The organism is Tateyamaria rhodophyticola, from assembly GCF_047777875.1.
Lineage (GTDB): Bacteria > Pseudomonadota > Alphaproteobacteria > Rhodobacterales > Rhodobacteraceae > Tateyamaria.
Genome location: NZ_CP180519.1, coordinates 3,579,298 through 3,602,711, shown reverse-complemented (window position 1 = coordinate 3,602,711; position 23,414 = coordinate 3,579,298). Strand labels below are relative to the sequence as shown.

Annotated in this window: 27 protein-coding genes and 1 tRNA gene; 19 read left to right on the top strand and 9 right to left on the bottom strand. The window is 61.7% G+C overall.

Going from position 1 to position 23,414, the window contains the following annotated elements:
- Positions 1-103 precede the first annotated feature (103 nt).
- Together alaS and ACERHN_RS19320 are read left to right on the top strand one after the other, a co-directional pair.
- On the top strand, positions 104-2,758 hold the full coding sequence (gene alaS, locus ACERHN_RS19325; protein ID WP_415920641.1) for an alanine--tRNA ligase: 2,655 nt from the start codon (positions 104-106) through the stop codon (positions 2,756-2,758).
- Between the two features lie 4 nt (positions 2,759-2,762).
- A complete protein-coding gene (locus ACERHN_RS19320; RefSeq protein ID WP_415920640.1) occupies positions 2,763-3,050 on the top strand; it encodes a DUF1330 domain-containing protein in 288 nt (95 codons plus the stop codon).
- A 70-nt stretch (positions 3,051-3,120) separates the two neighbouring features.
- On the opposite strand, the gene typA is transcribed toward ACERHN_RS19320, so the two are convergent.
- The 3 genes from typA to ACERHN_RS19305 form a co-directional block, all read right to left on the bottom strand.
- Positions 3,121-4,938, bottom strand: a complete 1,818-nt coding sequence (gene typA, locus ACERHN_RS19315; RefSeq protein ID WP_415920639.1) for a translational GTPase TypA — start codon at positions 4,936-4,938, stop codon at positions 3,121-3,123.
- Positions 4,939-5,029: 91 nt separating this feature from the next.
- Positions 5,030-5,365 carry a DMT family transporter gene (locus tag ACERHN_RS19310; RefSeq protein ID WP_415920638.1) on the bottom strand — a complete coding sequence of 112 codons (336 nt, stop codon included), beginning with the start codon at positions 5,363-5,365 and terminating at the stop codon, positions 5,030-5,032.
- Positions 5,366-5,381: 16 nt separating this feature from the next.
- Positions 5,382-5,840 carry an Lrp/AsnC family transcriptional regulator gene (locus ACERHN_RS19305; RefSeq protein ID WP_415920637.1) on the bottom strand — a complete coding sequence of 153 codons (459 nt, stop codon included), beginning with the start codon at positions 5,838-5,840 and terminating at the stop codon, positions 5,382-5,384.
- 113 nt (positions 5,841-5,953) lie between these two features.
- Between ACERHN_RS19305 and ACERHN_RS19300 the strand changes: the two genes are divergently transcribed.
- Positions 5,954-6,154, top strand: coding sequence for a DUF6356 family protein (locus ACERHN_RS19300; protein WP_415920636.1), 201 nt, complete (start codon positions 5,954-5,956; stop codon positions 6,152-6,154).
- On the opposite strand, the gene ACERHN_RS19295 is transcribed toward ACERHN_RS19300, so the two are convergent.
- From ACERHN_RS19295 to ACERHN_RS19285, 3 genes are read right to left on the bottom strand one after another with little or no spacing between them, the layout of a single operon-like run.
- The gene (locus ACERHN_RS19295; protein ID WP_415920635.1) at positions 6,151-6,762 is read right to left on the bottom strand and encodes a YitT family protein; all 612 of its coding nucleotides are present in this window, start codon (positions 6,760-6,762) and stop codon (positions 6,151-6,153) included. The genes ACERHN_RS19300 and ACERHN_RS19295 overlap by 4 nt on opposite strands.
- Positions 6,763-6,788: 26 nt before the next feature.
- Positions 6,789-7,109: a hypothetical protein gene (locus tag ACERHN_RS19290; protein WP_415920634.1), complete on the bottom strand. Its 321-nt coding sequence runs from the start codon at positions 7,107-7,109 to the stop codon at positions 6,789-6,791.
- Positions 7,102-8,322 (bottom strand): NADP-dependent isocitrate dehydrogenase, encoded by a 1,221-nt coding sequence (locus ACERHN_RS19285; RefSeq protein WP_415920633.1) that lies wholly within the window; start codon positions 8,320-8,322, stop codon positions 7,102-7,104. Before ACERHN_RS19285 ends, ACERHN_RS19290 begins: the two co-directional genes overlap by 8 nt.
- 185 nt (positions 8,323-8,507) lie before the next feature.
- Here ACERHN_RS19285 and ACERHN_RS19280 point away from each other — a divergent pair, with 185 nt between their 5' ends.
- The 3 genes from ACERHN_RS19280 (at position 8,508) to ACERHN_RS19270 (ending at position 12,554) form a co-directional block, all read left to right on the top strand.
- A complete protein-coding gene (locus ACERHN_RS19280; RefSeq protein ID WP_415920632.1) occupies positions 8,508-10,718 on the top strand; it encodes an NADP-dependent isocitrate dehydrogenase in 2,211 nt (736 codons plus the stop codon).
- A 145-nt stretch (positions 10,719-10,863) separates the two neighbouring features.
- On the top strand, positions 10,864-11,322 hold the full coding sequence (locus tag ACERHN_RS19275) for a DUF6795 domain-containing protein (RefSeq protein WP_415920631.1): 459 nt from the start codon (positions 10,864-10,866) through the stop codon (positions 11,320-11,322).
- Between the two features lie 38 nt (positions 11,323-11,360).
- Positions 11,361-12,554 (top strand): lipase family protein, encoded by a 1,194-nt coding sequence (locus ACERHN_RS19270; protein WP_415920630.1) that lies wholly within the window; start codon positions 11,361-11,363, stop codon positions 12,552-12,554.
- On the opposite strand, the gene ACERHN_RS19265 is transcribed toward ACERHN_RS19270, so the two are convergent.
- From ACERHN_RS19265 to ACERHN_RS19255, 3 genes are read right to left on the bottom strand one after another with little or no spacing between them, the layout of a single operon-like run.
- Positions 12,551-13,123 (bottom strand): HD domain-containing protein, encoded by a 573-nt coding sequence (locus ACERHN_RS19265; protein WP_415920629.1) that lies wholly within the window; start codon positions 13,121-13,123, stop codon positions 12,551-12,553. The genes ACERHN_RS19270 and ACERHN_RS19265 overlap by 4 nt on opposite strands.
- Positions 13,120-13,356, bottom strand: a complete 237-nt coding sequence (locus tag ACERHN_RS19260) for a hypothetical protein (RefSeq protein WP_415920628.1) — start codon at positions 13,354-13,356, stop codon at positions 13,120-13,122. Before ACERHN_RS19260 ends, ACERHN_RS19265 begins: the two co-directional genes overlap by 4 nt.
- Positions 13,356-14,009, bottom strand: a complete 654-nt coding sequence (locus ACERHN_RS19255; RefSeq protein WP_415920627.1) for an alpha/beta hydrolase — start codon at positions 14,007-14,009, stop codon at positions 13,356-13,358. Before ACERHN_RS19255 ends, ACERHN_RS19260 begins: the two co-directional genes overlap by 1 nt.
- A 156-nt stretch (positions 14,010-14,165) precedes the next feature.
- Here ACERHN_RS19255 and ACERHN_RS19250 point away from each other — a divergent pair, with 156 nt between their 5' ends.
- The 13 genes from ACERHN_RS19250 (at position 14,166) to ACERHN_RS19190 (ending at position 23,318) form a co-directional block, all read left to right on the top strand.
- Entirely contained in the window at positions 14,166-14,627 is a 462-nt protein-coding gene (locus ACERHN_RS19250) for an Rrf2 family transcriptional regulator (protein ID WP_415920626.1), read from the top strand.
- 57 nt (positions 14,628-14,684) lie between these two features.
- Complete coding sequence (locus ACERHN_RS19245; protein WP_415920625.1) at positions 14,685-15,857, top strand: cysteine desulfurase family protein; 1,173 nt, start codon at positions 14,685-14,687, stop codon at positions 15,855-15,857.
- A 28-nt stretch (positions 15,858-15,885) separates the two neighbouring features.
- Positions 15,886-17,409 (top strand): Fe-S cluster assembly protein SufB, encoded by a 1,524-nt coding sequence (gene sufB / locus ACERHN_RS19240; protein WP_415920624.1) that lies wholly within the window; start codon positions 15,886-15,888, stop codon positions 17,407-17,409.
- Positions 17,410-17,412: 3 nt separating this feature from the next.
- Positions 17,413-17,604: a hypothetical protein gene (locus ACERHN_RS19235; protein ID WP_415920623.1), complete on the top strand. Its 192-nt coding sequence runs from the start codon at positions 17,413-17,415 to the stop codon at positions 17,602-17,604.
- Entirely contained in the window at positions 17,601-17,843 is a 243-nt protein-coding gene (locus ACERHN_RS19230) for a hypothetical protein (protein ID WP_415920622.1), read from the top strand. The genes ACERHN_RS19235 and ACERHN_RS19230 overlap by 4 nt, the downstream gene beginning before the upstream one ends.
- The gene (locus ACERHN_RS19225; protein ID WP_415920621.1) at positions 17,840-18,154 is read left to right on the top strand and encodes a heavy metal-binding domain-containing protein; all 315 of its coding nucleotides are present in this window, start codon (positions 17,840-17,842) and stop codon (positions 18,152-18,154) included. Before ACERHN_RS19230 ends, ACERHN_RS19225 begins: the two co-directional genes overlap by 4 nt.
- Before the next feature lie 102 nt (positions 18,155-18,256).
- Positions 18,257-18,775 carry a hypothetical protein gene (locus ACERHN_RS19220; protein ID WP_415920620.1) on the top strand — a complete coding sequence of 173 codons (519 nt, stop codon included), beginning with the start codon at positions 18,257-18,259 and terminating at the stop codon, positions 18,773-18,775.
- Positions 18,776-18,858: 83 nt separating this feature from the next.
- Positions 18,859-19,614, top strand: coding sequence for a Fe-S cluster assembly ATPase SufC (sufC, locus tag ACERHN_RS19215; RefSeq protein WP_415920619.1), 756 nt, complete (start codon positions 18,859-18,861; stop codon positions 19,612-19,614).
- A complete protein-coding gene (gene sufD, locus ACERHN_RS19210; protein ID WP_415920618.1) occupies positions 19,614-20,888 on the top strand; it encodes a Fe-S cluster assembly protein SufD in 1,275 nt (424 codons plus the stop codon). The genes sufC and sufD overlap by 1 nt, the downstream gene beginning before the upstream one ends.
- Before the next feature lie 2 nt (positions 20,889-20,890).
- A complete protein-coding gene (locus ACERHN_RS19205) occupies positions 20,891-21,373 on the top strand; it encodes a YIP1 family protein (RefSeq protein ID WP_415920617.1) in 483 nt (160 codons plus the stop codon).
- A complete protein-coding gene (locus tag ACERHN_RS19200; protein WP_415920616.1) occupies positions 21,370-21,969 on the top strand; it encodes a YIP1 family protein in 600 nt (199 codons plus the stop codon). Before ACERHN_RS19205 ends, ACERHN_RS19200 begins: the two co-directional genes overlap by 4 nt.
- Complete coding sequence (locus ACERHN_RS19195) at positions 21,962-23,182, top strand: cysteine desulfurase (RefSeq protein ID WP_415920615.1); 1,221 nt, start codon at positions 21,962-21,964, stop codon at positions 23,180-23,182. Before ACERHN_RS19200 ends, ACERHN_RS19195 begins: the two co-directional genes overlap by 8 nt.
- A gap of 59 nt (positions 23,183-23,241) precedes the next feature.
- Positions 23,242-23,318, top strand: a tRNA-Arg gene (locus ACERHN_RS19190).
- The last annotated feature ends 96 nt before the right edge of the window (positions 23,319-23,414 follow it).

The following is a 23,414-nucleotide window of genomic DNA, read 5'->3' as shown; positions in this document are numbered from 1 at the left end:
TCGGGACGGGGTGTCGCGACGGCGGCACCCTGTTTCGTTTGTGGACACCGCCGCGGCGCAGCGCTATGTCAGAGCGACCCATTCCTGCCCAAGGCCACGCCCCATGCCATCGCTCAATGACATCCGTTCGACATTCCTGAATTACTTTGAAAAACAAGGGCATGCGGTCGTCCCCTCAAGCCCTCTGGTGCCGCGGAATGACCCGACGCTCATGTTCGTGAATTCGGGCATGGTGCAGTTCAAGAACCTGTTTACCGGTCTGGAGCGGCGCGACTATACCCGCGCGACTACAGCACAGAAGTGCGTGCGCGCCGGTGGCAAGCACAACGACCTCGACAACGTTGGCTACACCGCGCGCCACCACACGTTTTTCGAGATGCTCGGGAATTTCAGCTTTGGCGACTACTTCAAGCATGAGGCGATCCCCTTTGCCTGGCAGCTGATCACGCAGGAATTCGGCATTCCCAAGGACCGCCTTTATGTCACCGTCTATCACACGGATGACGAGGCGTTTGACATCTGGAAGAAGGTCGGCGTGCCCGAAGGCCGGATCATCCGCATCGCAACCTCGGACAATTTCTGGCAGATGGGCCCCACGGGACCGTGCGGTCCCTGCACCGAAATTTTCTATGACCATGGCGACCACATCTGGGGCGGTCCTCCGGGAAGCCCGGAAGAAGACGGTGACCGTTTCATCGAGATCTGGAACATCGTGTTCATGCAGAACGAACAGTTCGAAGACGGCTCCATGGTTGATCTGGACATGCAGTCGATTGACACGGGCATGGGCCTCGAACGCATCGGCGCGCTGCTGCAGGGCAGCCATGACAACTATGACACCGACCTGTTCAAGACGCTGATCGAGGCGTCGGCGGATGCCACGGGCGTGGATCCTTATGGCGATCAGAATGTGCACCACCGGGTGATCGCGGACCATTTGCGGTCCACCTCGTTCCTGATCGCCGATGGTGTGATGCCCTCCAATGATGGTCGTGGCTATGTGTTGCGGCGGATCATGCGGCGCGCGATGCGGCACGCCCATCTTCTAGGCGCGAAGGACCCTGTGATGCACCGGTTGGTGCCCAGCCTCGTGCAGCAGATGGGCGCGGCCTACCCGGAACTGGGGCAGGCGCAGGCGCTGATCACCGAAACGCTTGAGGCCGAGGAAACGCGGTTCAAGCAAACGCTGGATCGTGGATTGAAGCTCCTGGATGACGCGCTTGCTGATTTGCCCGACGATAGCGACCTGCCCGGTGCGACGGCGTTCAAACTCTATGACACCTATGGCTTTCCGCTGGACCTGACGCAGGACGCGCTGCGTGAAAAGGGCCGCGGGGTGGACACAGATGGTTTTGATGCCGCCATGGCCGAACAAAAGGCCAAGGCGCGTGCGGCATGGTCCGGATCGGGCGAGGCTGCGGACGCAACCGTTTGGTTCGACGTCGCGGACAAGGACGGCACCACGGATTTCCTTGGCTATGACACCGAGACCGCCGAAGGACAGATTGTGGCCCTCGTCGTGGATGGCGCGGCGCAGGCGACGGCTGCGGAGGGCGCGCAAGTTCAGATCGCTCTGAACCAGACGCCGTTTTATGCAGAAAGCGGCGGCCAGGTTGGCGATGCCGGCATCATCCGCACGGAAAACGGCACCGCCGCGGTGACGGACACACGCAAGACGGCCGGTGTCTTCATTCATATTGCGACGGTCACAAAAGGCAGCCTTTCCAAGGGAGAAGCAGCGGTTCTTGAAGTGGATCACGCGCGCCGTACCGCCATCCGGGCCAACCATTCGGCCACGCACCTCCTGCACGAAGCGCTGCGCGGCGCCCTGGGCGAACACGTCGCTCAACGCGGCTCGCTCAACGCCCCGGACCGGCTGCGGTTTGATTTTTCCCATGGCAAGGCGATGAGCCTCGACGAGCTGTCGCAGGTCGAAGCGGAGGTGAACGCCTATATCCGCCAGAACGCAGCCGTGGACACGCGGATCATGACGCCGGATGACGCTCGCGCTCTGGGGGCTCAGGCGCTTTTTGGCGAGAAATACGGTGATGAGGTGCGCGTCGTGTCGATGGGCCGTGCTGAAGGCTCCGGCAAGGGGACGGGCGGCGACACCTATTCGCTTGAGCTGTGTGGCGGCACCCACGTGCGCCAGACGGGCGATATCGGGGCATTTGTGACCCTGGGCGACAGCGCCTCCAGCGCGGGCGTGCGGCGCATCGAAGCGCTGACCGGGCAGGCGGCGCTGGACTATCTGCGTGCGCAGGATCACTTGCTGGCCGAAGCGGCGCTTGAGTTGAAGGCACCGGCCCAAGAGGTGCCGGCGCGCATAAAATCGCTCCTCGAAGACCGCAAAACGCTCGCGGCAGAGGTGGCGCAACTGCGCCAGGAACTGGCCATGGGCGGCGGCGCAGGCAAGCGGCATGATCTGACCGTGTCGGGCGGCACGGTCGAGCTGAAGCTGTTCAAGAATTTCCCGGCCAAGCAGCTGCGTGAGACAATCGACAAACTCAAGCAATCCGGTCAGGCAGATGCCTATATCGTGCTCGCCACGGACGGGGGCAAGACGGCGATTGGTGTGGGCTCGACAAAGGGCGATGCGCTCAATGCGGTGGACCTGCTCAAGCCAGTGGTTGCAGAGTTCGGTGGCAAGGGCGGCGGTGGCCGCCCCGACATGGCGCAAGGTGGCGCGCCTGTTGATCTGAGCGATGCGAGCGAACAGGATGTCGCGGACCGCATCGCCAAAGCCTTGAAAGGATAAAGGAATGCCCGCACTCTGGATTGCCCATGTCATGGTCACGGACGAGGTGGCTTACAAGAAATACGCCGAAGGTGCCACGGTCGCCATCGCCGAACATGGCGGCACGTTCATCGCGCGCGGTGGCCGCTATGTCCAGCTTGAAGGCACCGACCGTCCCCGCAACGTGGTTGCAAAGTTCCCGGACGTGGAAACCGCGGAACGTTGCTATCATTCCGCCGCTTATCAGGCTGCCCTTGAACATGCGCGCGGCGCGTCGGAACGCGAGCTGCTGATCGTGGAAACCACGGAGTAGACGCGGCCCGCCGCACCCGTCTCTGTTCCAGAAAATCCCGGGGGTCTGGGGGCTGGCCCCCAGTCCGGCCTCAGCCGGCCCGCGCCATCCGCTTGCGTTCATGCGGATCCAGATACCGCTTGCGCAAGCGCACCGCGTTCGGCGTCACCTCGACCAGCTCATCATCGTCGATATAGGCAATCGCCTCTTCCAGCGACATGGTGATCGGCGTGGTCAGCCGCACCGCCTCATCCGTTCCGCTTGCCCGCACATTGGTCAGCTTCTTGCCCTTGAGCGGGTTCACCTCAAGGTCGTTTTCGCGGCTGTGCTCACCGATGATCATACCGGTATAGACGTCCGCCTGCGCGCCGATGAACATCCGGCCCCGTTCTTCGAGGTTCCAAAGGGCAAAGGCCACAGACTGCCCGTTTTCCATGGAGATCAGCACACCCGCGCGGCGGCCCGGGATCGGACCCTTGTGCGGCGCCCATTCGTGGAACACCCGGTTCAACACGCCAGTGCCGCGCGTATCCGTGAGAAACTCACCGTGATAGCCGATCAGCCCGCGCGATGGCACATGCGCGATGATGCGGGTCTTGCCCGCGCCTGCGGGTTTCATCTCAACCAGGTTGCCCTTGCGCGTGCCCGTCAGCTTTTCAATCACAGCGCCGGAATACTCGTCATCGACGTCAATTGTTGCTTCTTCGATGGGCTCGTGGCGCACGCCGTCAATTTCCTGGAACAGGACCTGCGGGCGGCTGATGCTCAGCTCAAAGCCTTCGCGGCGCATGTTCTCGATCAGAACGCCCATCTGCAATTCGCCACGGCCCGCCACTTCGAAGGCGTCGCCGCCGGGGGTGTCGGTGATCTTGATCGCGACGTTGGATTCCGCCTCTTTCATGAGACGGTCGCGGATCACGCGGGACTGGACCTTTTTGCCGTCGCGGCCCGCGAGCGGGCTGTCGTTGATGCCGAAGGTGACGGTGATGGTGGGCGGGTCGATGGGTTGGGCGGGCAGGGCGTCCGACACCGACGGGGCCACAATGGAATCGGCCACTGTCGCTTTGGACATGCCCGCCAGCGTAACGATATCGCCCGCCTCAGCCGCCTCGATGGGCTGTTGGCCCAGCCCGCGAAAGGCAAGGATCTTGGTGCAGCGGAAGTTTTCGATCAGCGTGCCATCGCGGCTCAGCGCCTTGACCGTCTCACCCGGTTTCAGCGTGCCGGATTCGACGCGGCCCGTCAGGATGCGCCCGATGAACGGGTCCGATCCCAGCGTCGTGGCCAGCATGCGGAACGGCTCGTCCCGCGCGGCGACCTGCGCGGGCGCAGGCACGTGATCCACAATCAGGTCAAACAGCGCCGACAGATCCTTGCGCGGCCCGTCCAGCTCCATATCCGCCCAGCCAGACCGCCCCGACGCGTACATCGCCGGAAAATCCAGCTGATCATCGTCCGCGCCCAGATTGGCAAAGAGGTCAAAGCATTCGTCCAGCGCGCGGTCGGGTTCGCCATCGGGCTTGTCGACCTTGTTCAGCACCACGATGGGCCGGAGGCCAAGCGCCAGCGCCTTGGAGGTCACGAATTTCGTCTGTGGCATCGGTCCTTCGGCAGCATCGACCAGCAGGACAACACCGTCCACCATCGACAGGATGCGCTCCACCTCGCCACCGAAATCGGCGTGGCCGGGCGTGTCCACGATGTTGATGCGGGTGTTTTTCCATTCCACGGACGTCGCCTTGGCCAGGATCGTAATCCCGCGCTCGCGTTCGAGGTCATTGCTATCCATCGCGCGTTCGGTTGTGGCCTGGTTCTCGCGGTAGGTGCCCGATTGCTTCAGCAGTTCGTCCACAAGCGTGGTCTTGCCGTGGTCAACGTGGGCGATGATGGCGATATTGCGCAGATCCATGATGGTCCTCCAAGGGCGAAGCGGTCGGACGAAATCATCCTGTGCGGTGCTTTGTGCGGCCCATATAGCGCTGCGATGCAGAATGAAAGGGCTAGTGTGTCGCCGTTTTCGAGAAGAGCTGGATCACCACGATCCCTGCGATAATCAGGCCAAGCCCAAGGAGCGCGGGCAGGTCCAGTGTCTGCTTGAACACCGCAAAGCCGATGAAGGCGATCATGATGATCCCGAGACCGGACCACAGCGCATATGCGATGCCCACGGGGATGTATTTCAGGGCCACGCCAAGGAAGTAGAACGCGACGGCGTAGGCCAGAACCACGACGATGGTCGGGCCGGTCTTGGTGAACTGGTCACTGGCCTGCAACGCCGTGGTTCCGATGGTTTCGGCGGCCACGGCGACAATCAGATATACATAGTGGAGCGGCATGGGTGTGTCCTTTGGCTCAGACGGGCAGGGCGGTGCTGTGCTTGATCTCTTCCATCACGAAACTGGCGGCAACGTCGGCAATGGGCACCTGTGCGATGAGATGTTGGTAGAGCTGATCATAGTCGGCCATATCCCGCACCCGCGCCTGCACCAGATAGTCCAGATCGCCCGTCATGCGGTAGACGCTGAGGATAGAGGGTAGGGTGCGCGTGGCGCGGGCAAAGGCGGATTGCCAGTCGGGATCGTGGCTGTGGGTACGGATCTGCATGAAGACTTGCAGGCCAAGGCCCAGCTTGTCCGCATCCACGAGCGCCACGCGACGGATGATCATCCCGGCATCTTCCAAAGCGCGCACGCGCCGCCATGTTGCATTGCGGCTGAGGCCGACAGCCTCGCCAAGCGCGTCAAGCGACAGATCGCAATTTCGCTGCAATGCGTTGAGGATTTTTGCGTCGAATGGGTCGATATTACTCATATCCCGTCGATACGTGGGAAAAACGTACCGGTCAAACGGGAATATTCATGAGGAATGGGACAAGTTTTGATCCGCATTCCGGCACGCTGGACGCATCAACAAGGAGATTATTCATGCTGACCCGCGTCTTTCTGGATCACCCGCGCTCTGTCGATGAAAGCTACTTTGCGCACGCGGCCTTTGCTGGCCGCTTTGCCATGCGCCTGTTTGCGGCCGCGGGTGCTGCGCTGATCCATGCGGTGATCCCGTGCCTGTTCGAAAAGACGGCCAGCCAGATGGTGTCATCAATGGCAGAGCAATTGCAAAACCGCTAACGCGCGACGTAGCGGTCCTTGCGGTGGTTGGTTGCGATGATCAGGTTCGTGACGACCGCACCCAGCAGGGACCACGCGACAACGGTCCAGGGCAGGAACAGCAGCGCAAAGCCAAACAGGACGCCGTCAAAGATCAACTGGGTGTAGCCCGCCTTGAACCCGGTCTTGTCCTGCAAATAGAGCGCCAGCACGCCGATCCCGCCCAGCGATGCCCCGTGTCGGAACACGATGATCAGCCCCATGCCGATCAAACCGCCTGCAAGCAGGCTGGCCAGCCAAGGCGGCACGGTATCCAGCACGATGAGTGTCGCGAAGAGTTCCGATTGCAGTGAGACGAGAAGTACGGCGGCAAAGCTCTTGAGCGTGAAGGACACGCCCATGCGCATCAGTGCCAGCACATAAAACGGCAGGTTCAGCACAAAGAACCAGACGCCGAACGACCAGCCCGTGGTGTAGGACAGGAGCACGCCCAGTCCAGCGGTCTGGCCGGTGACCAGCTGTGCATGGCCAAGAAACTGCACGCCAAGCGCGCACAGTGCCGTGCCGAGGATAGCGGCCTGCGCATCTTCGAGCGGGGTATGGGCGGTTGGTTTATGAGGCTCAGCCATTGCGCTTTTGCATCAGTGTTGTCGTGTCAAAAGTCGGTTAAGTAGTCCAGAAAGACCGCAAGGATCACCGCTCCGAGCGCTGCAAGAAACAACTTCGATCGCTTCAACCCAAACAAGAACGCCGTCGCGACCACCGACAGGCGCTCATAGCCAAACCAATTGGCCACGAGGAGGCCGATGAACTCCAGTCCGATCACGTAGAAGGTCAGCGCAACCAGCATCGCATGCGCGGTGCCGTCCACGTCCGTGCCCACGATAGCCACCCATGCCGCTAAAATCAGGCCCGCAAAACAGCGGATCTTATGTTCCAGAGACAAGGTACGCCAGAGCGTGTCGTTGTCACTCATCGGGATGCAGCGCCTTCTGCAGGTTTTCATCCAGCTTCTCGAGAAAGCCCATCGTCGTCAGCCACCCCTGATCGGGGCCGACGAGAAGGGCGAGGTCCTTGGTCATATGCCCGCTTTCCACCGTATCCACGATCACCTTTTCCAGGGTTTCGGCAAAGCGCATCAATTGCGCGTTGTCATCCAGCTTGGCCCGGTGCTTGAGCCCGCCGGTCCACGCATAGATCGACGCGATGGAGTTGGTGGAGGTCGACTGCCCTTCCTGATGCTGGCGGTAATGCCGCGTGACGGTGCCATGCGCCGCCTCTGCCTCCACGATCTTGCCATCCGGCGTCATCAGTTGCGACGTCATCATGCCGAGCGACCCAAACCCCTGCGCCACCACATCCGACTGCACATCACCGTCGTAGTTCTTGCAGGCCCAAACGAATTTCCCGTTCCACTTGATCGCACAGGCGACCATGTCGTCGATCAGCCGGTGTTCGTACCAGATCTCCTTGGCCTCGAACTGTTCGCGGAACTCGGCGTCGTAGACCTCCTGAAAGATCTCCAAAAACCGCCCGTCATATTGCTTGAGGATTGTGTTCTTGGTCGACAGGTAGACCGGCCACCCGAGGTTCAGACCATAATTGAACGACGCCCGCGCAAAGTCATAGATCGACTTGTCGATGTTATACATCGACATGAACACGCCTGGCCCGTCGGCCTTGTAGACCTCGTGTTCCACTTCCGTGCCATCCTCGCCCACGAACTTCATCGTCAGCGTGCCGGCACCCGGAAATTTCATATCCGTGGCTTTGTACTGATCGCCGAACGCATGGCGGCCCACCACGATGGGCGAGGTCCAGCCGGGCACAAGGCGGGGCACGTTCTTGCAGATGATCGGCTGGCGGAAAATCACACCGCCGAGGATGTTTCGGATGGTGCCATTCGGGCTGCGCCACATTTTCTTCAGGCCAAACTCCTCCACCCGCGCCTCATCGGGCGTGATCGTGGCGCATTTGACCGCGACGCCGACCTCCTTGGTCTTTTCGGCGGCGTCAATTGTGATCTGATCTTCGGTATCGTCGCGTGCCTCGATCCCCAGATCATAGTAGAGCAAGTCGATATCCAGATAGGGCAGGATCAGCTTGTCCTTGATGAACGCCCACATGATGCGCGTCATCTCATCCCCGTCCATTTCGACAATGGGGTTTTCGACCTTGATCTTGGACATGGCTCGGCTCCTTCTGCGCAGTGCTCAGGCGTCTCTAACAGATTCCCGCGCGCAGGGATGGCACAAAAAGCCGCACTCTGTATACATTTGTATGCATTGACGCGCGCGTGCCTGTTCTGTAGGCCCCGTGCGCAACAGCGCGCCACATACGCGCGTGTCCCAAACCCCGGCAAAAGAGGTGCGTCATGACCAATTCCCCCGATATCATCTACACTAAGGTTGACGAAGCGCCGGAACTTGCCAGCGCATCCTTTCTGCCGATCATCCGCCGCTTTGCCGCAACGGCAGGGGTCGAGGTCGGGGTCAAGGACATCAGCCTTGCGGGCCGGATCATCGCGACATTCCCCGATCACCTGACCGAGGCACAGCGTCAGGAGGACCATCTGGCCGAACTGGGTGAACTGGTGAAGACGCCAGACGCCAACGTGATCAAGCTGCCCAACATCTCGGCCTCCGTGCCACAGCTGGTGGCGGCGGTGCAGGAATTGCAGGCCAAGGGTTATGCGCTGCCGGATTACCCCGAAGACCCGCAGACGGACGCGGAAAAGGATATCCGCGCGCGCTATGACAGCATCAAGGGATCGGCGGTGAACCCGGTCCTGCGCGAAGGCAACTCCGACCGCCGTGCCGCGCGTGCGGTCAAGAATTTTGCGCAGGCCAACCCGCATTCGATGGGCGCGTGGGAGGCCAGCAGCAAGACCAAAGTGTCGTCGATGCCGGGCAATGATTTCTATGCCAACGAGGTGTCGGCCACGATTACGGCTGCGCAGGCCGGCGATGCGCGGATCGAGTTCGAGGCGGCGGATGGCACAGTGACCGTGCTCAAGGACGTGTGGCCGCTCGAAGAGGGCACCGTGGCGGACGCAACCTTCATGTCGGCGGCGGCACTGGCGACCTTCCTCGATGGTGCGATCAAGGACACGATGGCCGACGGGACCATGTTCTCGCTGCACATGAAGGCCACGATGATGAAAGTGTCCGACCCGATCATCTTTGGCCACGCGGTCAAGGCGTGGCTGGGTCCGGTCTGGGACGCGCATGGCGATGCGATCAAGGCGGCGGGCGGCACTCCGAACGCGGGCCTTGGTGATGTGCTGGCGGCGATCGACACGATGGACAACGCCGATGCGATCAAGGCAGAGATCGAGGCCCTCGACCGGCCCAGCATGTACATGGTCGACAGCGACAAGGGCATCACCAACCTGCACGTGCCGTCGGACGTGATCATCGACGCGTCGATGCCCGCCGTGATCCGCGCAGGCGGCAAAGGCTGGGACGAAACGGGGGCCAAGGGCGACACGAACTGCGTGATCCCGGACCGCTGTTACTCCACGATCTATGACGAGACGATCAACTTTTTCAAAGCCAATGGCGCGCTGGATGTGACCACCGCAGGTGCGGTCGCCAATGTCGGCCTGATGGCGCAGAAGGCCGAGGAATACGGCAGCCACCCCACCACGTTCGAAGCGCCTGCCAAGGGCACGATGCGCATCGTTCTGGCCAACGGTGACATTCTGCATTCCCATGCGGTCGAGGCGGGCGACATCTGGCGGTCCTGCACCGTGAAGAAAGCGCCGATCGAAAACTGGATCCAACTCGCCATGGACCGGCAGCGCCTGACCGGGTCCGAGGCGATCTTCTGGCTGGATGCGAACCGGGCGCATGACGCCGAACTGATCAAATATGTGACCCCGGCGCTGGAGGCGGCGGGTGTTGCGGACAAGTTCATGATCATGGACCCGCGTGCCGCCACGCGTCAGTCGCTGGAAACCATTACGGCGGGCAAGGACAGCATCGCGATCACGGGCAACGTGCTGCGCGACTATCTCACCGACCTGTTCCCGATCCTCGAGCTGGGCACATCGGCCAAGATGCTGTCGATCGTGAAGCTGATGCAGGGCGGGGGCCTTTTTGAAACCGGTGCGGGGGGATCGGCCCCAAAGCACGTGCAGCAGTTGCACGCTGAAAACCACCTGCGGTGGGACAGCATGGGTGAATTCTGCGCCTTGGGCGAGTCGCTCAACTTCCTCGCGGACGCGAAGGGCAACGCCAAGGCCGGGGTGCTGGGTGCCGCGGCAGAGGCTGCAACCCAAGGCATTCTCGATCACGACCGCAGCCCGGGCCGCAAGGTGGGCCAGCCTGACAACCGCGCCTCGCATTACTGGTTTGCGCGCTACTGGGCCGAGGCGCTGGCGGCACAAACCGATGACGCGGAGCTGGCGGCAGAATTTGCGCCGCTGGCGGCGGAACTGGCCGCAAAGGAAGAGGCGATCCTGACGGAGCTGGGCGGCAAGGCGGGCAGCCCGGCAGACACGGGCGGCTACTTCCGCAATGATGACGCGCTCTGTGCCGCTGTGATGCGGCCCAGTGCGACGCTGAACGCCATCATCGGCTGATACCGGCGTTTCGCGACATCTGATCAAGCGGCGCGGGGGGCTTCCTCCGCGCCGTTTTTCTTGCCGGGTATGGAATTCCGCAGTGGCCGGGCGGCACACGCCACGGTAGGGTCACAGCCAACCACGCCGCAACGAAAGGACGAACATGCGCCGCCTGCTCGTCATTGTGACTGCTGCCGCCCTCCTGTGGGGCCTTGTCGGAGGAACCATGTCGAAAGCCGACGCGCAATATATCTGTTCGCCCATGTCCGGTGTCCTGATCGGTCCGGGCGGGACACCCGTCGCAGGCGCCACCGTGCGGCGCGAGTGGATCTACAACAGCAAATCCGAAAGCGACAGCGTGACCACGGATGCCGCGGGCCGCTTCGGCTTTGACGCCGTGAATGCGCCGCGGCGCGGCTGGCTGTCGGGGCTGTCCACACCTGTCGTTGTGCAGCGCTACTATGCCAGCACCGGCGGCGAAGAGACCGAGATCCTCTATATCAATTCGCGCAGCCTTGAGCCGCTGCATGAAACCGATGGCAAGCCGTTTGCCGTCACCTGTGACCTGTCGCAAAGCCCCGGCAACGGCGCGCTTGGCTGGGGTGTGTGTGCCTTGAACTGATTATTCGACCTGACCGTATTCCTGGGGACGATTTTGAAATGACATTCAACATGCACGGTCGCAACGCGGCCATTATTGCCGAAGGGGCCTATGCGGTTGCCGCGGCCAAGGACAGCACGTCAGACAACGTCAAGCGCGACGCGGACCTGTTTGCACAGCGCGAAGATGCGTTTGACCCGGACTCGCAATCGGAAACCAAGCTGTCCGTGCCGGTCACGCCCATGGAGGCGGTGGTCAGCCAATCTGGCGGCTTCGTCAAGGAAAGCGCGGGCTTTGGTGTTCTGCTGGAACGCAACGGTGCGCAGGACGGTGAATACATCTTTGCCATGCGCGGCACGACCGGCAAGATGGGGATCTCGAATGACTGGATCTCCAATTATCAGATTGGCCTGACGCGTGGCCCGACCGGATCGCTGGTGCATTCGGGGTTCATGGACATCTATTCCAAGATGCGCAGCGATGTGCAGCGGATGATCAGCGGGGCCAATCCCAAGCGCATCCACTTTATCGGCCACTCTCTGGGCGGTGCGCTGGCGACATTGGCGGCGGTGGACTATGCCCAGAACGGTACGGCGACCTCGCACCTCTATACGTTCGGCGCGCCGCGCATCGGCTCGCTTGGTCTTGGCAATGACGTGGTGCGCATGATCGGGGCAGAGCGGATCAAGCGGGTCTATTCAATCTCGGACCCGGTGCCGATGATCCCGCTGACCCCGTTTTGCCATGTGGGGCCCGGCTCCATCGGGTTCGTGGATGGCAATGCCGCGTTTTCGGGCCAGGCGCACAGCATGAAGGACAACTACATCCCCAAAATGCCGATGACCGGCTGGCCGCCGGAATCGCGCATGTCCTCGAAATCTGATCCCGGCTATTGGCTGACGCAGGCCGAGAGCCAGCTGGGGATCGGGTCGAGCCTTGGGTACTTCTTCCTGGCCAAGGCTTTGAAGGCGATCCTCTATGCGGCGGCCCACATCATCTCGGCCACGATCACCATCGGCTTTACGCTGGCGGATGTGCTGGTTGAATTGATCCGCAGCGGCGCGCGCTTTGCATCGAAAGTTGGGGACTACCTGCTGAAATTTGCGAAGCTGGCGTTGAAATTTGCCGGTGCTGCTGTGCGCGGTGCACTGACCGTCGCGGACCTTACGGTGAGCTTCCTGCGCTATGTGCTCGACATGGTGCTCCGCCCGATCCGCATCGCAGCCTCTGCCGCGATGAACGTGATCACCTAAGTGGCAAAAAACGCGTCAATGCGCGCCTTGGCATAGGCCCACAGACCCGGCGCCCCGCGTTTGATCGCGGGGGCCACGCGGGCCTCGATCTTGTCCGGGGTAACGTTGTAGTCGGTCCAGCTGCCGCCGCCCGACGCCAGGTTTTGCATCGGCGGCTGGAACCGATCGAGCGCCTTGGCAAATTGGGCGGACGGGGTTTGCGCCGCCTCGAATTCATCCCAGAGCGCGCGCAATTCCGCGCCTTGATCCGGGGGCAGCAGGCCAAAGATGCGGTCGGCGGCGGCGGCCTCCTGCGCGGCCATGGCATTTGCATCCACGTCGCCGAAAATCGGTGCATCGCCTGCGTCGATTTCCACCAGATCGTGCAGGATGAGCATGCGGATCACCGTGTTGAGGTCCACATCCGGCCCAGCTTGGTCCGCGAGGATCAGCGCGTAGAGCGACAGGTGCCAGGAGTGCTCCGCACTGTTTTCCGCGCGGGTCCCGTCAGTCAGCGTGGTGGCGCGGATCACGGATTTCAGCCGGTCCGCTTCGGTCAAAAAGGCAATCTGCTGGTCGAGCCGGGTCACCCGTCCGACTGTGCCCGGTGCGACTTCAGTTGCTGGGCCAGGAACCGGCGACCGGAATCGTTGGCCATCCGGGTGCGCACGGCCGTCAGGAACGCTTCTTCCAGCGTCTGGGACGACGCGCCCAGCACCTCGCCCACCTTCATGAACAGCCTGTCGTCACCGACTTCCTTTTGTACGGCGAGGCACTCTTCGGCCAGCTTGTTGGCCATCTCGGTGACGACGGGATCCGCCATTAGCGCGACGTCTCTGTCAGGCGGCGTTTCACATAATCGGTGGTGTGGCCGATCATCGTGTCGAGATGCGGTTCCTCAAAGAAGTGGCCCGCACCGTCGATCTGCGTATGCGTGATCGTGATGCCCTTTTGCTCGTGCAGTTTGGACACCAGCGATTCCGTGTCCGCAGGTGGGGCAACGCGGTCAGCCGTGCCGTTGATGATCAGGCCGGAGGACGGGCAGGGCGCCAGGAACGAGAAATCATACATATTCGCGGGCGGCGAGACCGAGATGAACCCGGTGATCTCGGGCCGGCGCATCAGAAGCTGCATCCCGATCCACGCGCCAAACGAAAAGCCCGCAACCCAGCAATGCTTGGAATTGTTGTTCATCGATTGCAGATAATCGAGCGCGGAGGCCGCATCCGACAGCTCACCGATACCCTGATCATATTCGCCCTGACTGCGCCCCACGCCGCGGAAATTGAACCGCAGTACGGTGAACCCCATCTTGAAGAATGCATAGTGCAGCGCGTGCACCACCTTGTGGTTCATCGTGCCGCCAAATTGCGGATGCGGGTGCAGGATAATGGCAATCGGCGCGTCGCGCTCTTTTTGTGGGTGATAGCGGCCCTCAAGGCGGCCTTCGGGTCCGGGAAAAATGACCTCGGGCATAGGCGGTTCTGTCCTCGCGCGTCTTTTGATGTCCGATTTCTTGACGAAATACGTCGGATACCTTAGAACGTTTCTAAACTCATTGGCAGGACACATATCCTGCGGTGGCAAAGCATGTATGGCCTGCGGGCTGTGACGTCAATCGGGGGCGCATCGATGAAACTGTCGACAAAGGGACGTTACGCGATGGTTGCCCTCGCGGATATCGCGCTGCAACCGGCAGATACTCTGGTCAGCCTTGGAGATATATCGGCACGTCAGGACATATCACTGCCCTATCTGGAACAGCTCTTTGTGAAGTTGCGGCGCGCAAATCTGGTGGTGTCGGTGCGCGGCCCGGGCGGCGGTTACCGTCTGGCGCGCCCTGCGTCGGAGATCCGGGTGGCCGAAATCCTTGAGGCCGTGGATGAGACGGTGGATGCCATGCACAAGGGGGCAGGGGCGTCAGGGGCCGCGTCCGGATCACGCGCGCAATCGTTGACCAACCGGCTTTGGGAAGGGCTGAGCGCGCATGTATACGTGTTTTTGCACCAGACCCGGTTGTCAGACGTGGTGGAGAACGAATTGGCGCCCTGTCCGGCGGTGCCGAACCTCTTTGCGGTGGTTGATGATGGCTGATGTCCGATGGGGGGCCAGCCCCCCAACCCCCCCGTGGTATTTTTGGCCAGAAGAAACATGAGCCGGGTGTATCTCGATCATAACGCAACCACGCCTTTGCGGGCGGAGGCGCGGGCGGCGATGGCGGCGGCGATGGATGTCGTGGGCAACCCGTCTTCGGTCCATGCCGAGGGGCGCAGTGCCAAGATGCTGGTCGAGCGTGCGCGGGCGCAAGTGGCAGCGCTCGTGGGCTGCAAGACCAATCAGGTGGTCTTTACCGGCTCCGCGACGGAGGCTGCGGCGCTGGCAGTGGCGCAGAAGGATCGGCATGGGGGGCGGTTCGCGGCTTTGCCCACGGAGCACGATTGTTTTCGTGATTGGAGTGAGGCGGATCTGCCAGCTTTGTTTGATGCATCTGGTGCATTGCATGCGGCTGGGGCGTCCGAGTTTTCGAACTGGATCATGCGTACGGCCGGGGATGCGGATCGTGGGCCTGTGGCGCTGGTCGCTGTTTCAGCGGCGAACAGTGAAACCGGGGTCATGTTGCCGCGCGGTGTTGTGGCGGAGAACGCCCATATCAACGCTTCACGCGCCGGTACGGTGCCCTATTCCGTGGTCTGTGATATCACGCAGGTGGCGGGTAAGGTCGCGGTCCGCTACGACGGCGACGCGCGTCCGTCCTACATGATCCTGTCCGCGCACAAGCTGGGCGGTCCGAAAGGCGTCGGCGCGCTGATCAACTTTACCGCAGAGGACCCGGTGGCGATCCTGCGCGGCGGCGGGCAGGAAATGGGGCGGCGGTCGGGTACGGAAAACGTGATCGGCATTGCCGGTTTCGGTGCCGCGGCAGAGGCGGCGCAACGGGATGTCGATGCCGGAAAATGGGACCGTGTCGAGAAACTTAGAAATATTCTAGAAACTGCTCTTGCTGCGGCGTCGAATACTACTATTTTTGTCGGGAAAGATGCACCACGGCTTCCGAACACCTCCTGTTTCATTACGCCCGGCTGGAAGGGCGAAACACAGGTGATGCAGATGGATTTGTCCGGCTTTGCCATTTCGGCGGGCGCGGCCTGTTCCAGCGGCAAGGTCAAGGCAAGTCGCGTGCTGATGGCGATGGGGTATTCGGAAGCCGAAGCGGCATCTGCGGTGCGCGTGTCGCTGGGGTTGGAGACAAATGAAGACGACGTTTTGCGCTTTGCCGAGGTTTGGGCGCAAAAGTTGAAGAAACACGAGGCACGGGCGGCCTGAGCGGCCAAACGGAAAGGAAATGTCTGATATGGACAATGCAGTAGACGAGGTTGTGGTCAAGGATGGGGTCGATCAGGAGACGGTCGATGCGGTTCGGGATGTCAGCACCTACAAATACGGTTGGGAAACAGACATCGAGATGGAATACGCCCCCAAGGGGCTAACGCCGGACATTGTGCGCCTGATTTCCGACAAGAACGAAGAGCCGGAGTGGATGACCGAATGGCGGCTGGCGGCCTATGACCGCTGGTTGCAGATGAAGGAGCCGGACTGGGCGATGGTCGATTACCCGGAGATCGATTTTCAGGATCAGTACTACTATGCCCGTCCCAAGAGCATGGAAGTGAAGCCCAAGTCGTTGGATGAGGTCGATCCCAAGCTGCTGGCGACCTATGAGAAACTGGGCATTCCGCTGAAGGAACAGATGATCCTGGCCGGTGTCGAAGGCGCCGAGGACGCGCCCGCCGAAGGTCGCAAGGTTGCCGTGGACGCGGTGTTCGATTCCGTGTCCGTTGGCACGACCTTTCAGGCCGAGTTGAAGAAGGCGGGCGTGATCTTTTGCTCGATTTCCGAGGCGATCAAGGAACATCCCGAACTGGTGAAGAAATATCTTGGCTCCGTCGTGCCGGTGTCGGACAACTTCTATGCGACGCTGAACAGCGCCGTCTTTTCGGACGGTTCGTTTGTCTACGTGCCGCCGGGCGTGCGCTGCCCCATGGAACTCAGCACCTATTTCCGCATCAATGCTGAAAACACGGGTCAGTTCGAGCGGACGCTGATCATCGCGGACAAGGGGTCTTATGTCTCCTACCTCGAAGGCTGCACCGCGCCCCAGCGGGACACGTCGCAATTGCACGCCGCGGTGGTCGAGATCATCATCGAGGAAGACGCCGAGGTGAAATATTCTACCGTTCAGAACTGGTATCCCGGGGACGAGAACGGCAAGGGCGGCATCTACAACTTTGTGACCAAGCGTGCCGATTGCCGGGGCGACCGGGCCAAGGTTATGTGGACGCAGGTGGAAACCGGTTCTGCTGTTACATGGAAATACCCGTCCTGTATCCTGCGCGGCGATGACAGCCAGGGCGAGTTCTACTCCATCGCCATTGCCAACAACATGCAGCAGGCCGACACGGGCACAAAGATGGTGCACCTGGGCAAGAACACCAAGAGCCGGATCGTCTCCAAGGGGATCAGCGCGGGCAAGGCGCAGAACACCTATCGTGGTCTTGTGTCCATGCACCCCAAGGCCAAGGACAGCCGCAATTATACCCAGTGCGACAGCTTGCTCATCGGCGACAAATGCGGGGCCCACACGGTGCCGTATATCGAGGTAAAGAACAACTCGAGCCGGGTCGAACATGAGGCGACAACCTCGAAGGTGGATGACGATCAGCTGTTTTACTGCCGCAGCCGTGGCATGGACGAAGAGGAAGCCGTCGCACTTGTCGTGAACGGGTTCTGCAAGGACGTGCTGCAAGCGCTGCCGATGGAGTTCGCCATGGAAGCGCAGCAACTGGTTGCGATCTCGCTCGAAGGATCGGTGGGCTAACGCATGTCCTCACAAGGCAACCAGAGGTCGCCCCTGGCGGTGATGGCGCTGTCTGTTCTGGGCGGTGCCGCAGCGGGCGGCGTGGTGGGCGTGGTTTTGCTGCCTGCATTTGCCGCCGCACTTGCCATTGGGGGGGGCATGACCGGTGGTGCCATCGGGGCTGCGTTCTTCCTTTTTGCCGGGGCAGACAAATGACCGACACCGCAGAGCGCAAACCGATCAAACGGCACACCGTATCCGACTTTGACGGGACGCAGCAGGGCGGGCTTGCCTTTGTGATTGCGGCCATCTTCGGGATGATTGCTGCCGCGGTCCTGGCACCCGGGGCGCTGACGTCGTTCTGGGTGTGGTTTGCGCTGTTGATGGTGGCCGTTGCGGTTGCGTCCGCTGCGCAGCGCCTGTTTGCAGAGCCGCAAGAGGAGGACGATACATGATCATGACAACCACATCCGGCGTCGAAGGATACAAGGTCACCGATTACCGCGGCATCGTCGTGGGCGAGGCGATCATGGGCGCAAATGTCGTGCGCGATTTCTTTGCCGGGATCACCGACATCATCGGTGGCCGTTCGGGCGCCTACGAATCCAAGCTGCAGGATGCGCGTGACACCGCCATGGCGGAGCTGGAACAGCGCGCCAAGGCCGCAGGTGCCAATGCGGTGATCGGGATCGACCTTGATTACGAAGTGGTCGGGGACTCCATGCTCATGGTCAGTGTCTCGGGCACGGCCGTCGTGCTGCAATAGGCCGGGGGCAGGACCAAATGCGGACCGCAAATTATCCACAAATCGTGCAGGGACCGACATGGTCATGCCGTATTTCCCTGTTGGGATGCGCTGGATATTCGCATGCAACAGGTCCGCGCCATGTCACAAGACAGCTTTCAAGAACGGCTTGCCCGGCTTCACGCCGAACAGATCGCGCAACCGGCGGAAATGACCGCTGCGCCGCATCCGTTCGATCGCAAGCTCACCCTCGGCACGATCCTCTTTGGTCGGCACATGTGGGAGGCGCTTCTTGTGCCGTTGGCCTTTGTGCTGGGCGGGCTGGTCATGCTGGGCGCGGAACTGATCAGCTTTCACTACCTGACCGATCAGGGCGAATTCGGTGTGGGCACAGTGGACATCATCGGCGGCTTTCTGGGCGATATCGGCATGAACATTCTGGCCGCGTCGGCCGTGTCGATGGTGCTGTTCAACATGGGGTATCACATTGCCACACTGGCCTTTGGGCTGGGCAATTACCTGATGATGTTTCACGGCGACGTTCCGATGAAAGCCTATCCCGAGCTGTGGGCCGCCCTCTTTTCACCAGAATACGTCGCTCTGTCGCTGCACTATGCGCAGCAGAGCGCGGAGTATTTCTGACCGCGCCACGGGCGCCGTCATCCACCCCAAAAACAGCCGGTTGCGGAATGTCGCAACCGGCCCGAAACGCGTGAGGACACATAATGCTGACCATCAAGAACCTGCATGTACAATTGGAAGAAGAGGACAAGCAGATCCTCAAAGGCGTCGACCTCACGGTCGAGGCGGGCAAGGTCCATGCGATCATGGGTCCGAACGGGTCGGGCAAATCCACGCTGAGCTATGTCCTGTCGGGGCGCGACGGGTACGAAGTGACCGATGGCAGTGCCGCACTTGATGGCGATGACCTGCTGGAGATGGAACCCGAAGAGCGCGCGGCAGCGGGCCTGTTTCTGGCGTTCCAATACCCGGTCGAGATCCCCGGCGTCGGCAACATGACATTCCTGCGCACAGCCGTGAACGCACAGCGCAAGGCGCGTGGTCAGGATGAGATGAGTGCCGCCGACTTCCTCAAGGTGATCCGCGCTAAGGCAAAGGATCTCAAGATCGACGCCGACATGCTCAAGCGGCCCGTGAATGTGGGCTTTTCCGGCGGCGAGAAAAAGCGCAACGAAATCCTGCAGATGGCGATGCTTGAACCCAAGATGTGCATCCTCGACGAGACGGATTCCGGTCTGGACGTGGACGCGATGAAACTGGTGGCCGAAGGCGTGAACGCGTTGCGCGATGCGGGCCGCGGGTTCCTTGTGATCACCCATTACCAGCGGTTGCTGGACCACATCAAACCGGACGTCGTGCACATCATGGCCGAGGGCCGCATTGTGAAAACGGGCGGGCCGGAACTGGCGCTCGAGGTCGAAAACAACGGCTATGCCGACATTCTGGCAGAGGTGGCGTAATGGCTGAACCTGCCGTTCAATCCAACCTGACCGAAGACCGCATCGCGGCGCTGACCATGCCCGAGGGCGGCTGGAGCGCGCCTGCGCGTGCAGCGGCGCTGGCGCGCGTGCGCGAGATGGGCCTGCCCATGCGGCGGGACGAGTATTGGAAATACACCCGCCCCGACACGCTGACGGCGACCGCACCCGATGCGGCGGCGCTGTTTCACAATGATGAAGGGCCGCTTTTTGACGACATGGACCGGCTCAAGATCGTCTTTGTTGATGGTGTGTTTGATGCTGACGCGTCCGATGATCTGACCCTTGCTGGGGTGCGCATCGACCGGCTGGCAGAGCCTGCGGACATCCACTGGGCGGCAGAGCTTTACGGCGCGCTTGAGGCGGACGGGCACTATGTCGAACGCCCGCTCGCCGCGCTGAACACCGCCTTTGCCACGGATGGCGTGTTGATTCACGTCACGGGGCAGGCCGCCAAGCCGATCAACATCATCTATCTGCACCAGGACGAGACGTCGGATGCCACGCTGCACCATCTGGTCAAGCTGGACGCCGGTGCGGAGCTGACCTTGCTCGAAACCGGGCCGGCGGCGGCGCGGTTCAACAAGTGCATGGAAGTGGACGTGGCCGATGGCGCAACGTTCCACCATGTGCGCGCGCAGGGGCGGGATCACGAACGGCGCGCCGTCACGCACATCTTTTCGCGTCTGGGCACAGAATCCACGTTCAAATCCTTTACGCTGACCGTAAACGGGCGTCTGACGCGCAATGAATGCGTGATCGACATTCAGGGTGATGATGCCGTTGCCCACGTGGCCGGTGCCTGTGTCGGCGACGGTGATTTTCACCATGACGACACGGTGTTCATCACCCATGACGCGGTGGGCTGCGAAAGCCGTCAGGTGTTCAAAAAGGTGCTGCGCAACGGCGCGGTCGGTGTGTTCCAAGGCAAGATCCTCGTCAAGGAAGGTGCCCAGAAAACAGACGGGTACCAGATCAGCCAGTCGCTTCTTCTGGATGATGACAGCCAGTTCCTCGCCAAGCCTGAACTTGAGATCTATGCGGATGATGTGGCCTGTTCGCACGGCTCCACATCCGGTGCGATTGACGAAGAGGCGCTGTTTTACCTGCGCTCGCGCGGTGTGCCGGAGGCGGAGGCGACGGACCTGCTGACCCTCGCGTTCCTTGCCGAAGCGGTGGAGGAGATTGAGAACGAAGCCCTGCGCGACGCCCTCGTCGACCGGTTGCAGGGCTGGCTGGAGCGGCACCGCGGCTGAGCATGTCGATCACCCGCAACATCCTTGCCACCTATCGTGGCCCGGGCGCCGTGATCCGTGGCCTGCTGACGCTCGGTCCGCGTGAGGACCGGGCGCTGGCCTATGTCATGGGTGCGTGCACGCTGTTCTTTGTCGCGCAACTGCCGCGTCTGTCGCGCGAGGCGCATCTGGAAGATCAGGACCTCAACATGATGATGGGCGGCAGCCTGATGGCGTGGATCTTTATCGCGCCGCTCCTGTTTTATGCGATTGCCTTTGTGGCGCGCCTGATCGGGCGGGTTCTGGGCGGCAAGGGGACGGGATATGGCGCACGGCTTGCCCTGTTCTGGGCGCTTCTGGCGTCGTCGCCGCTGGTTTTGTTGCACGGGCTGACGGCAGGGTTCGTGGGGCCGGGGATCGAAATGCAGGCGGTGGGCTTTGTCTGGCTCTGTGTCTTTTTCTGGTTCTGGATCGGCGGCAGCATCGCAATGGAGCGTGCGGGATGAAGTTCTGGACCGATCTTGCCATTGAGACGTTGCGCGACCCCCAAGGGGCCGCCGCCCGCATCATGGGATGGCAGGTGCCGCGCACCGAGCTCTATATCGCGCTTCTGGCGGCGTCGGCTCTGACCGCGCTGATCGTCGGCACCGTGTCGAGCCTTGGCCCGCCGCCCGATCCTGAATTGCTGGATGCGGTGCCGCTCATGGCGCTGTTCCAGCGCCCGCTGGCCCTGTTTGTGCTGACCGCCGGTGGTCTGATCGTCATGGTGCATGCGCTCTATTGGGCGGGCAACGCGATGGGCGGGGAAGGGGATCTGGGTGATCTCATTGCGCTGATGGCGTGGTTGCAGGCGCTGCGCGTGGTGGCGCAAGTGGTTGTGCTGGTGTTGAGCGCAGTGGTGCCGGGCATCGCGGGGCTTCTGGCGCTGATCGTGATGATCGTGGCGTTCTGGTTGATGCTGCATTTCGTCAGCGCCGCGTTGCGGCTGGGGTCCCTGTTGCGTGCCTTTGGCGTGCTCATCGCGGTGAGCGCCGGGCTGCTCCTTGGACTGATGCTGATGTTGACGCTTTTTGGCCTCGCAGGAGGGGTGAGCAATGTATGACGTAGAGGCGATCCGCGCCGATTTTCCGATCCTGAGCCGCGAGGTGAATGGCAAGCCGCTGGTCTATCTCGACAACGGTGCTTCGGCGCAAAAGCCGCAGGTGGTGATCGACGCGATCACCAAGGCATATGCCGAGGAATACGCCAACGTGCACCGCGGGCTGCATTACCTGTCGAACCTCGCCACCGAGAATTACGAGGGCGTGCGGGCCAAGATCGCGCGCTTCCTCAATGCGCGGTCCGAGGATGAGATCATCTTTAACTCCGGCACCACCGAAGGCATCAACATGGTCGCCTATGGCTGGGCTATGCCGCGGATGGAAGCGGGGGACGAGATTGTCCTGTCGGTCATGGAACACCATGCCAACATCGTGCCCTGGCACTTCCTGCGCGAACGGCAGGGCGTTGTGCTCAAATGGGTGGATGTCGACAGCACCGGCGCGCTTGATCCGCAAAAGGTGATCGACGCCATCGGCCCGCGCACCAAGCTGGTGGCGGTGACGCATATGTCAAACGTGCTGGGCACGCGGGTCGACATCAAATCCATCTGCGACGGGGCCCACGCCAAGGGCGTGCCGGTTCTGGTCGATGGCAGTCAGGCGGCGGTGCATATGCCCGTTGATGTGCAGGATCTTGGCGCGGATTTCTACGCCATCACAGGGCACAAGCTCTATGGTCCATCCGCGTCCGGCGCGATCTATGTGACCGAGGCGCGGATGGCCGAAATGCGTCCCTTTATCGGGGGCGGTGACATGATCAAGGACGTGTTCAAGGATCATGTTGTCTATAACGACGCGCCGATGAAGTTCGAGGCGGGCACGCCCGGCATCGTGCAGATGATCGGTCTGGGCGTGGCGCTGGATTACATGATGGGGCACGGGATGGCCGCCATTGCCGCGCACGAAGACAGCTTGCGCGACTATACCGTGGAACGGCTGGGCGGGTTGAACTGGTTGCAGGTGCAAGGCACGACACCGGACAAGGGTGCGATCTTTTCCTTTACCCTCGACGGTGCGGCCCACGCCCACGACATCTCTACCATCCTCGACAAAAAGGGTGTGGCGGTGCGTGCGGGCCAACACTGTACCGGCCCGTTGATGGAGCATTTGGGGCTGACCGCCACCTGCCGCGCGTCCTTCGGGATGTACAACACGACCGCCGAAGTCGATGCGCTTGTGGATGCGCTGGAACTGGCGCACGAGCTTTTTGCCTGAACGCCGGGCATAATTTGCAATTGCGGCGCGCGAAAGCGCCCGCTATAGCCGTCACGACTGGACCGTTAGCTCAGCTGGATAGAGCGCTGCCCTCCGAAGGCAGAGGCCAGAGGTTCGAATCCTCTACGGTCCGCCACTCCCTCTATTGCGCCACCCGCTGGCGACCTGAGCGCGCGGCTCTGGGGTCGAACGTTGTCCGAACCGCTCCGCCCTATGCTTGCCTGCATCTCCT

Bases quoted from the DNA above. Each gene is read 5' to 3' on its own strand.
- alaS (WP_415920641.1), top strand. From the start codon at position 104: ATGCCATCGCTCAATGACATCCGTTCGACATTCCTGAATTACTTTGAA.
- ACERHN_RS19320 (WP_415920640.1), top strand. From the start codon at position 2,763: ATGCCCGCACTCTGGATTGCCCATGTCATGGTCACGGACGAGGTGGCT.
- typA (WP_415920639.1), bottom strand. From the start codon at position 4,938: ATGGATCTGCGCAATATCGCCATCATCGCCCACGTTGACCACGGCAAG.
- ACERHN_RS19310 (WP_415920638.1), bottom strand. From the start codon at position 5,365: ATGCCGCTCCACTATGTATATCTGATTGTCGCCGTGGCCGCCGAAACC.
- ACERHN_RS19305 (WP_415920637.1), bottom strand. From the start codon at position 5,840: ATGAGTAATATCGACCCATTCGACGCAAAAATCCTCAACGCATTGCAG.
- ACERHN_RS19300 (WP_415920636.1), top strand. From the start codon at position 5,954: ATGCTGACCCGCGTCTTTCTGGATCACCCGCGCTCTGTCGATGAAAGC.
- ACERHN_RS19295 (WP_415920635.1), bottom strand. From the start codon at position 6,762: ATGGCTGAGCCTCATAAACCAACCGCCCATACCCCGCTCGAAGATGCG.
- ACERHN_RS19290 (WP_415920634.1), bottom strand. From the start codon at position 7,109: ATGAGTGACAACGACACGCTCTGGCGTACCTTGTCTCTGGAACATAAG.
- ACERHN_RS19285 (WP_415920633.1), bottom strand. From the start codon at position 8,322: ATGTCCAAGATCAAGGTCGAAAACCCCATTGTCGAAATGGACGGGGAT.
- ACERHN_RS19280 (WP_415920632.1), top strand. From the start codon at position 8,508: ATGACCAATTCCCCCGATATCATCTACACTAAGGTTGACGAAGCGCCG.
- ACERHN_RS19275 (WP_415920631.1), top strand. From the start codon at position 10,864: ATGCGCCGCCTGCTCGTCATTGTGACTGCTGCCGCCCTCCTGTGGGGC.
- ACERHN_RS19270 (WP_415920630.1), top strand. From the start codon at position 11,361: ATGACATTCAACATGCACGGTCGCAACGCGGCCATTATTGCCGAAGGG.
- ACERHN_RS19260 (WP_415920628.1), bottom strand. From the start codon at position 13,356: ATGGCGGATCCCGTCGTCACCGAGATGGCCAACAAGCTGGCCGAAGAG.
- ACERHN_RS19255 (WP_415920627.1), bottom strand. From the start codon at position 14,009: ATGCCCGAGGTCATTTTTCCCGGACCCGAAGGCCGCCTTGAGGGCCGC.
- ACERHN_RS19250 (WP_415920626.1), top strand. From the start codon at position 14,166: ATGAAACTGTCGACAAAGGGACGTTACGCGATGGTTGCCCTCGCGGAT.
- ACERHN_RS19245 (WP_415920625.1), top strand. From the start codon at position 14,685: ATGAGCCGGGTGTATCTCGATCATAACGCAACCACGCCTTTGCGGGCG.
- sufB (WP_415920624.1), top strand. From the start codon at position 15,886: ATGGACAATGCAGTAGACGAGGTTGTGGTCAAGGATGGGGTCGATCAG.
- ACERHN_RS19235 (WP_415920623.1), top strand. From the start codon at position 17,413: ATGTCCTCACAAGGCAACCAGAGGTCGCCCCTGGCGGTGATGGCGCTG.
- ACERHN_RS19230 (WP_415920622.1), top strand. From the start codon at position 17,601: ATGACCGACACCGCAGAGCGCAAACCGATCAAACGGCACACCGTATCC.
- ACERHN_RS19225 (WP_415920621.1), top strand. From the start codon at position 17,840: ATGATCATGACAACCACATCCGGCGTCGAAGGATACAAGGTCACCGAT.
- ACERHN_RS19220 (WP_415920620.1), top strand. From the start codon at position 18,257: ATGCAACAGGTCCGCGCCATGTCACAAGACAGCTTTCAAGAACGGCTT.
- sufC (WP_415920619.1), top strand. From the start codon at position 18,859: ATGCTGACCATCAAGAACCTGCATGTACAATTGGAAGAAGAGGACAAG.
- sufD (WP_415920618.1), top strand. From the start codon at position 19,614: ATGGCTGAACCTGCCGTTCAATCCAACCTGACCGAAGACCGCATCGCG.
- ACERHN_RS19205 (WP_415920617.1), top strand. From the start codon at position 20,891: ATGTCGATCACCCGCAACATCCTTGCCACCTATCGTGGCCCGGGCGCC.
- ACERHN_RS19200 (WP_415920616.1), top strand. From the start codon at position 21,370: ATGAAGTTCTGGACCGATCTTGCCATTGAGACGTTGCGCGACCCCCAA.
- ACERHN_RS19195 (WP_415920615.1), top strand. From the start codon at position 21,962: ATGTATGACGTAGAGGCGATCCGCGCCGATTTTCCGATCCTGAGCCGC.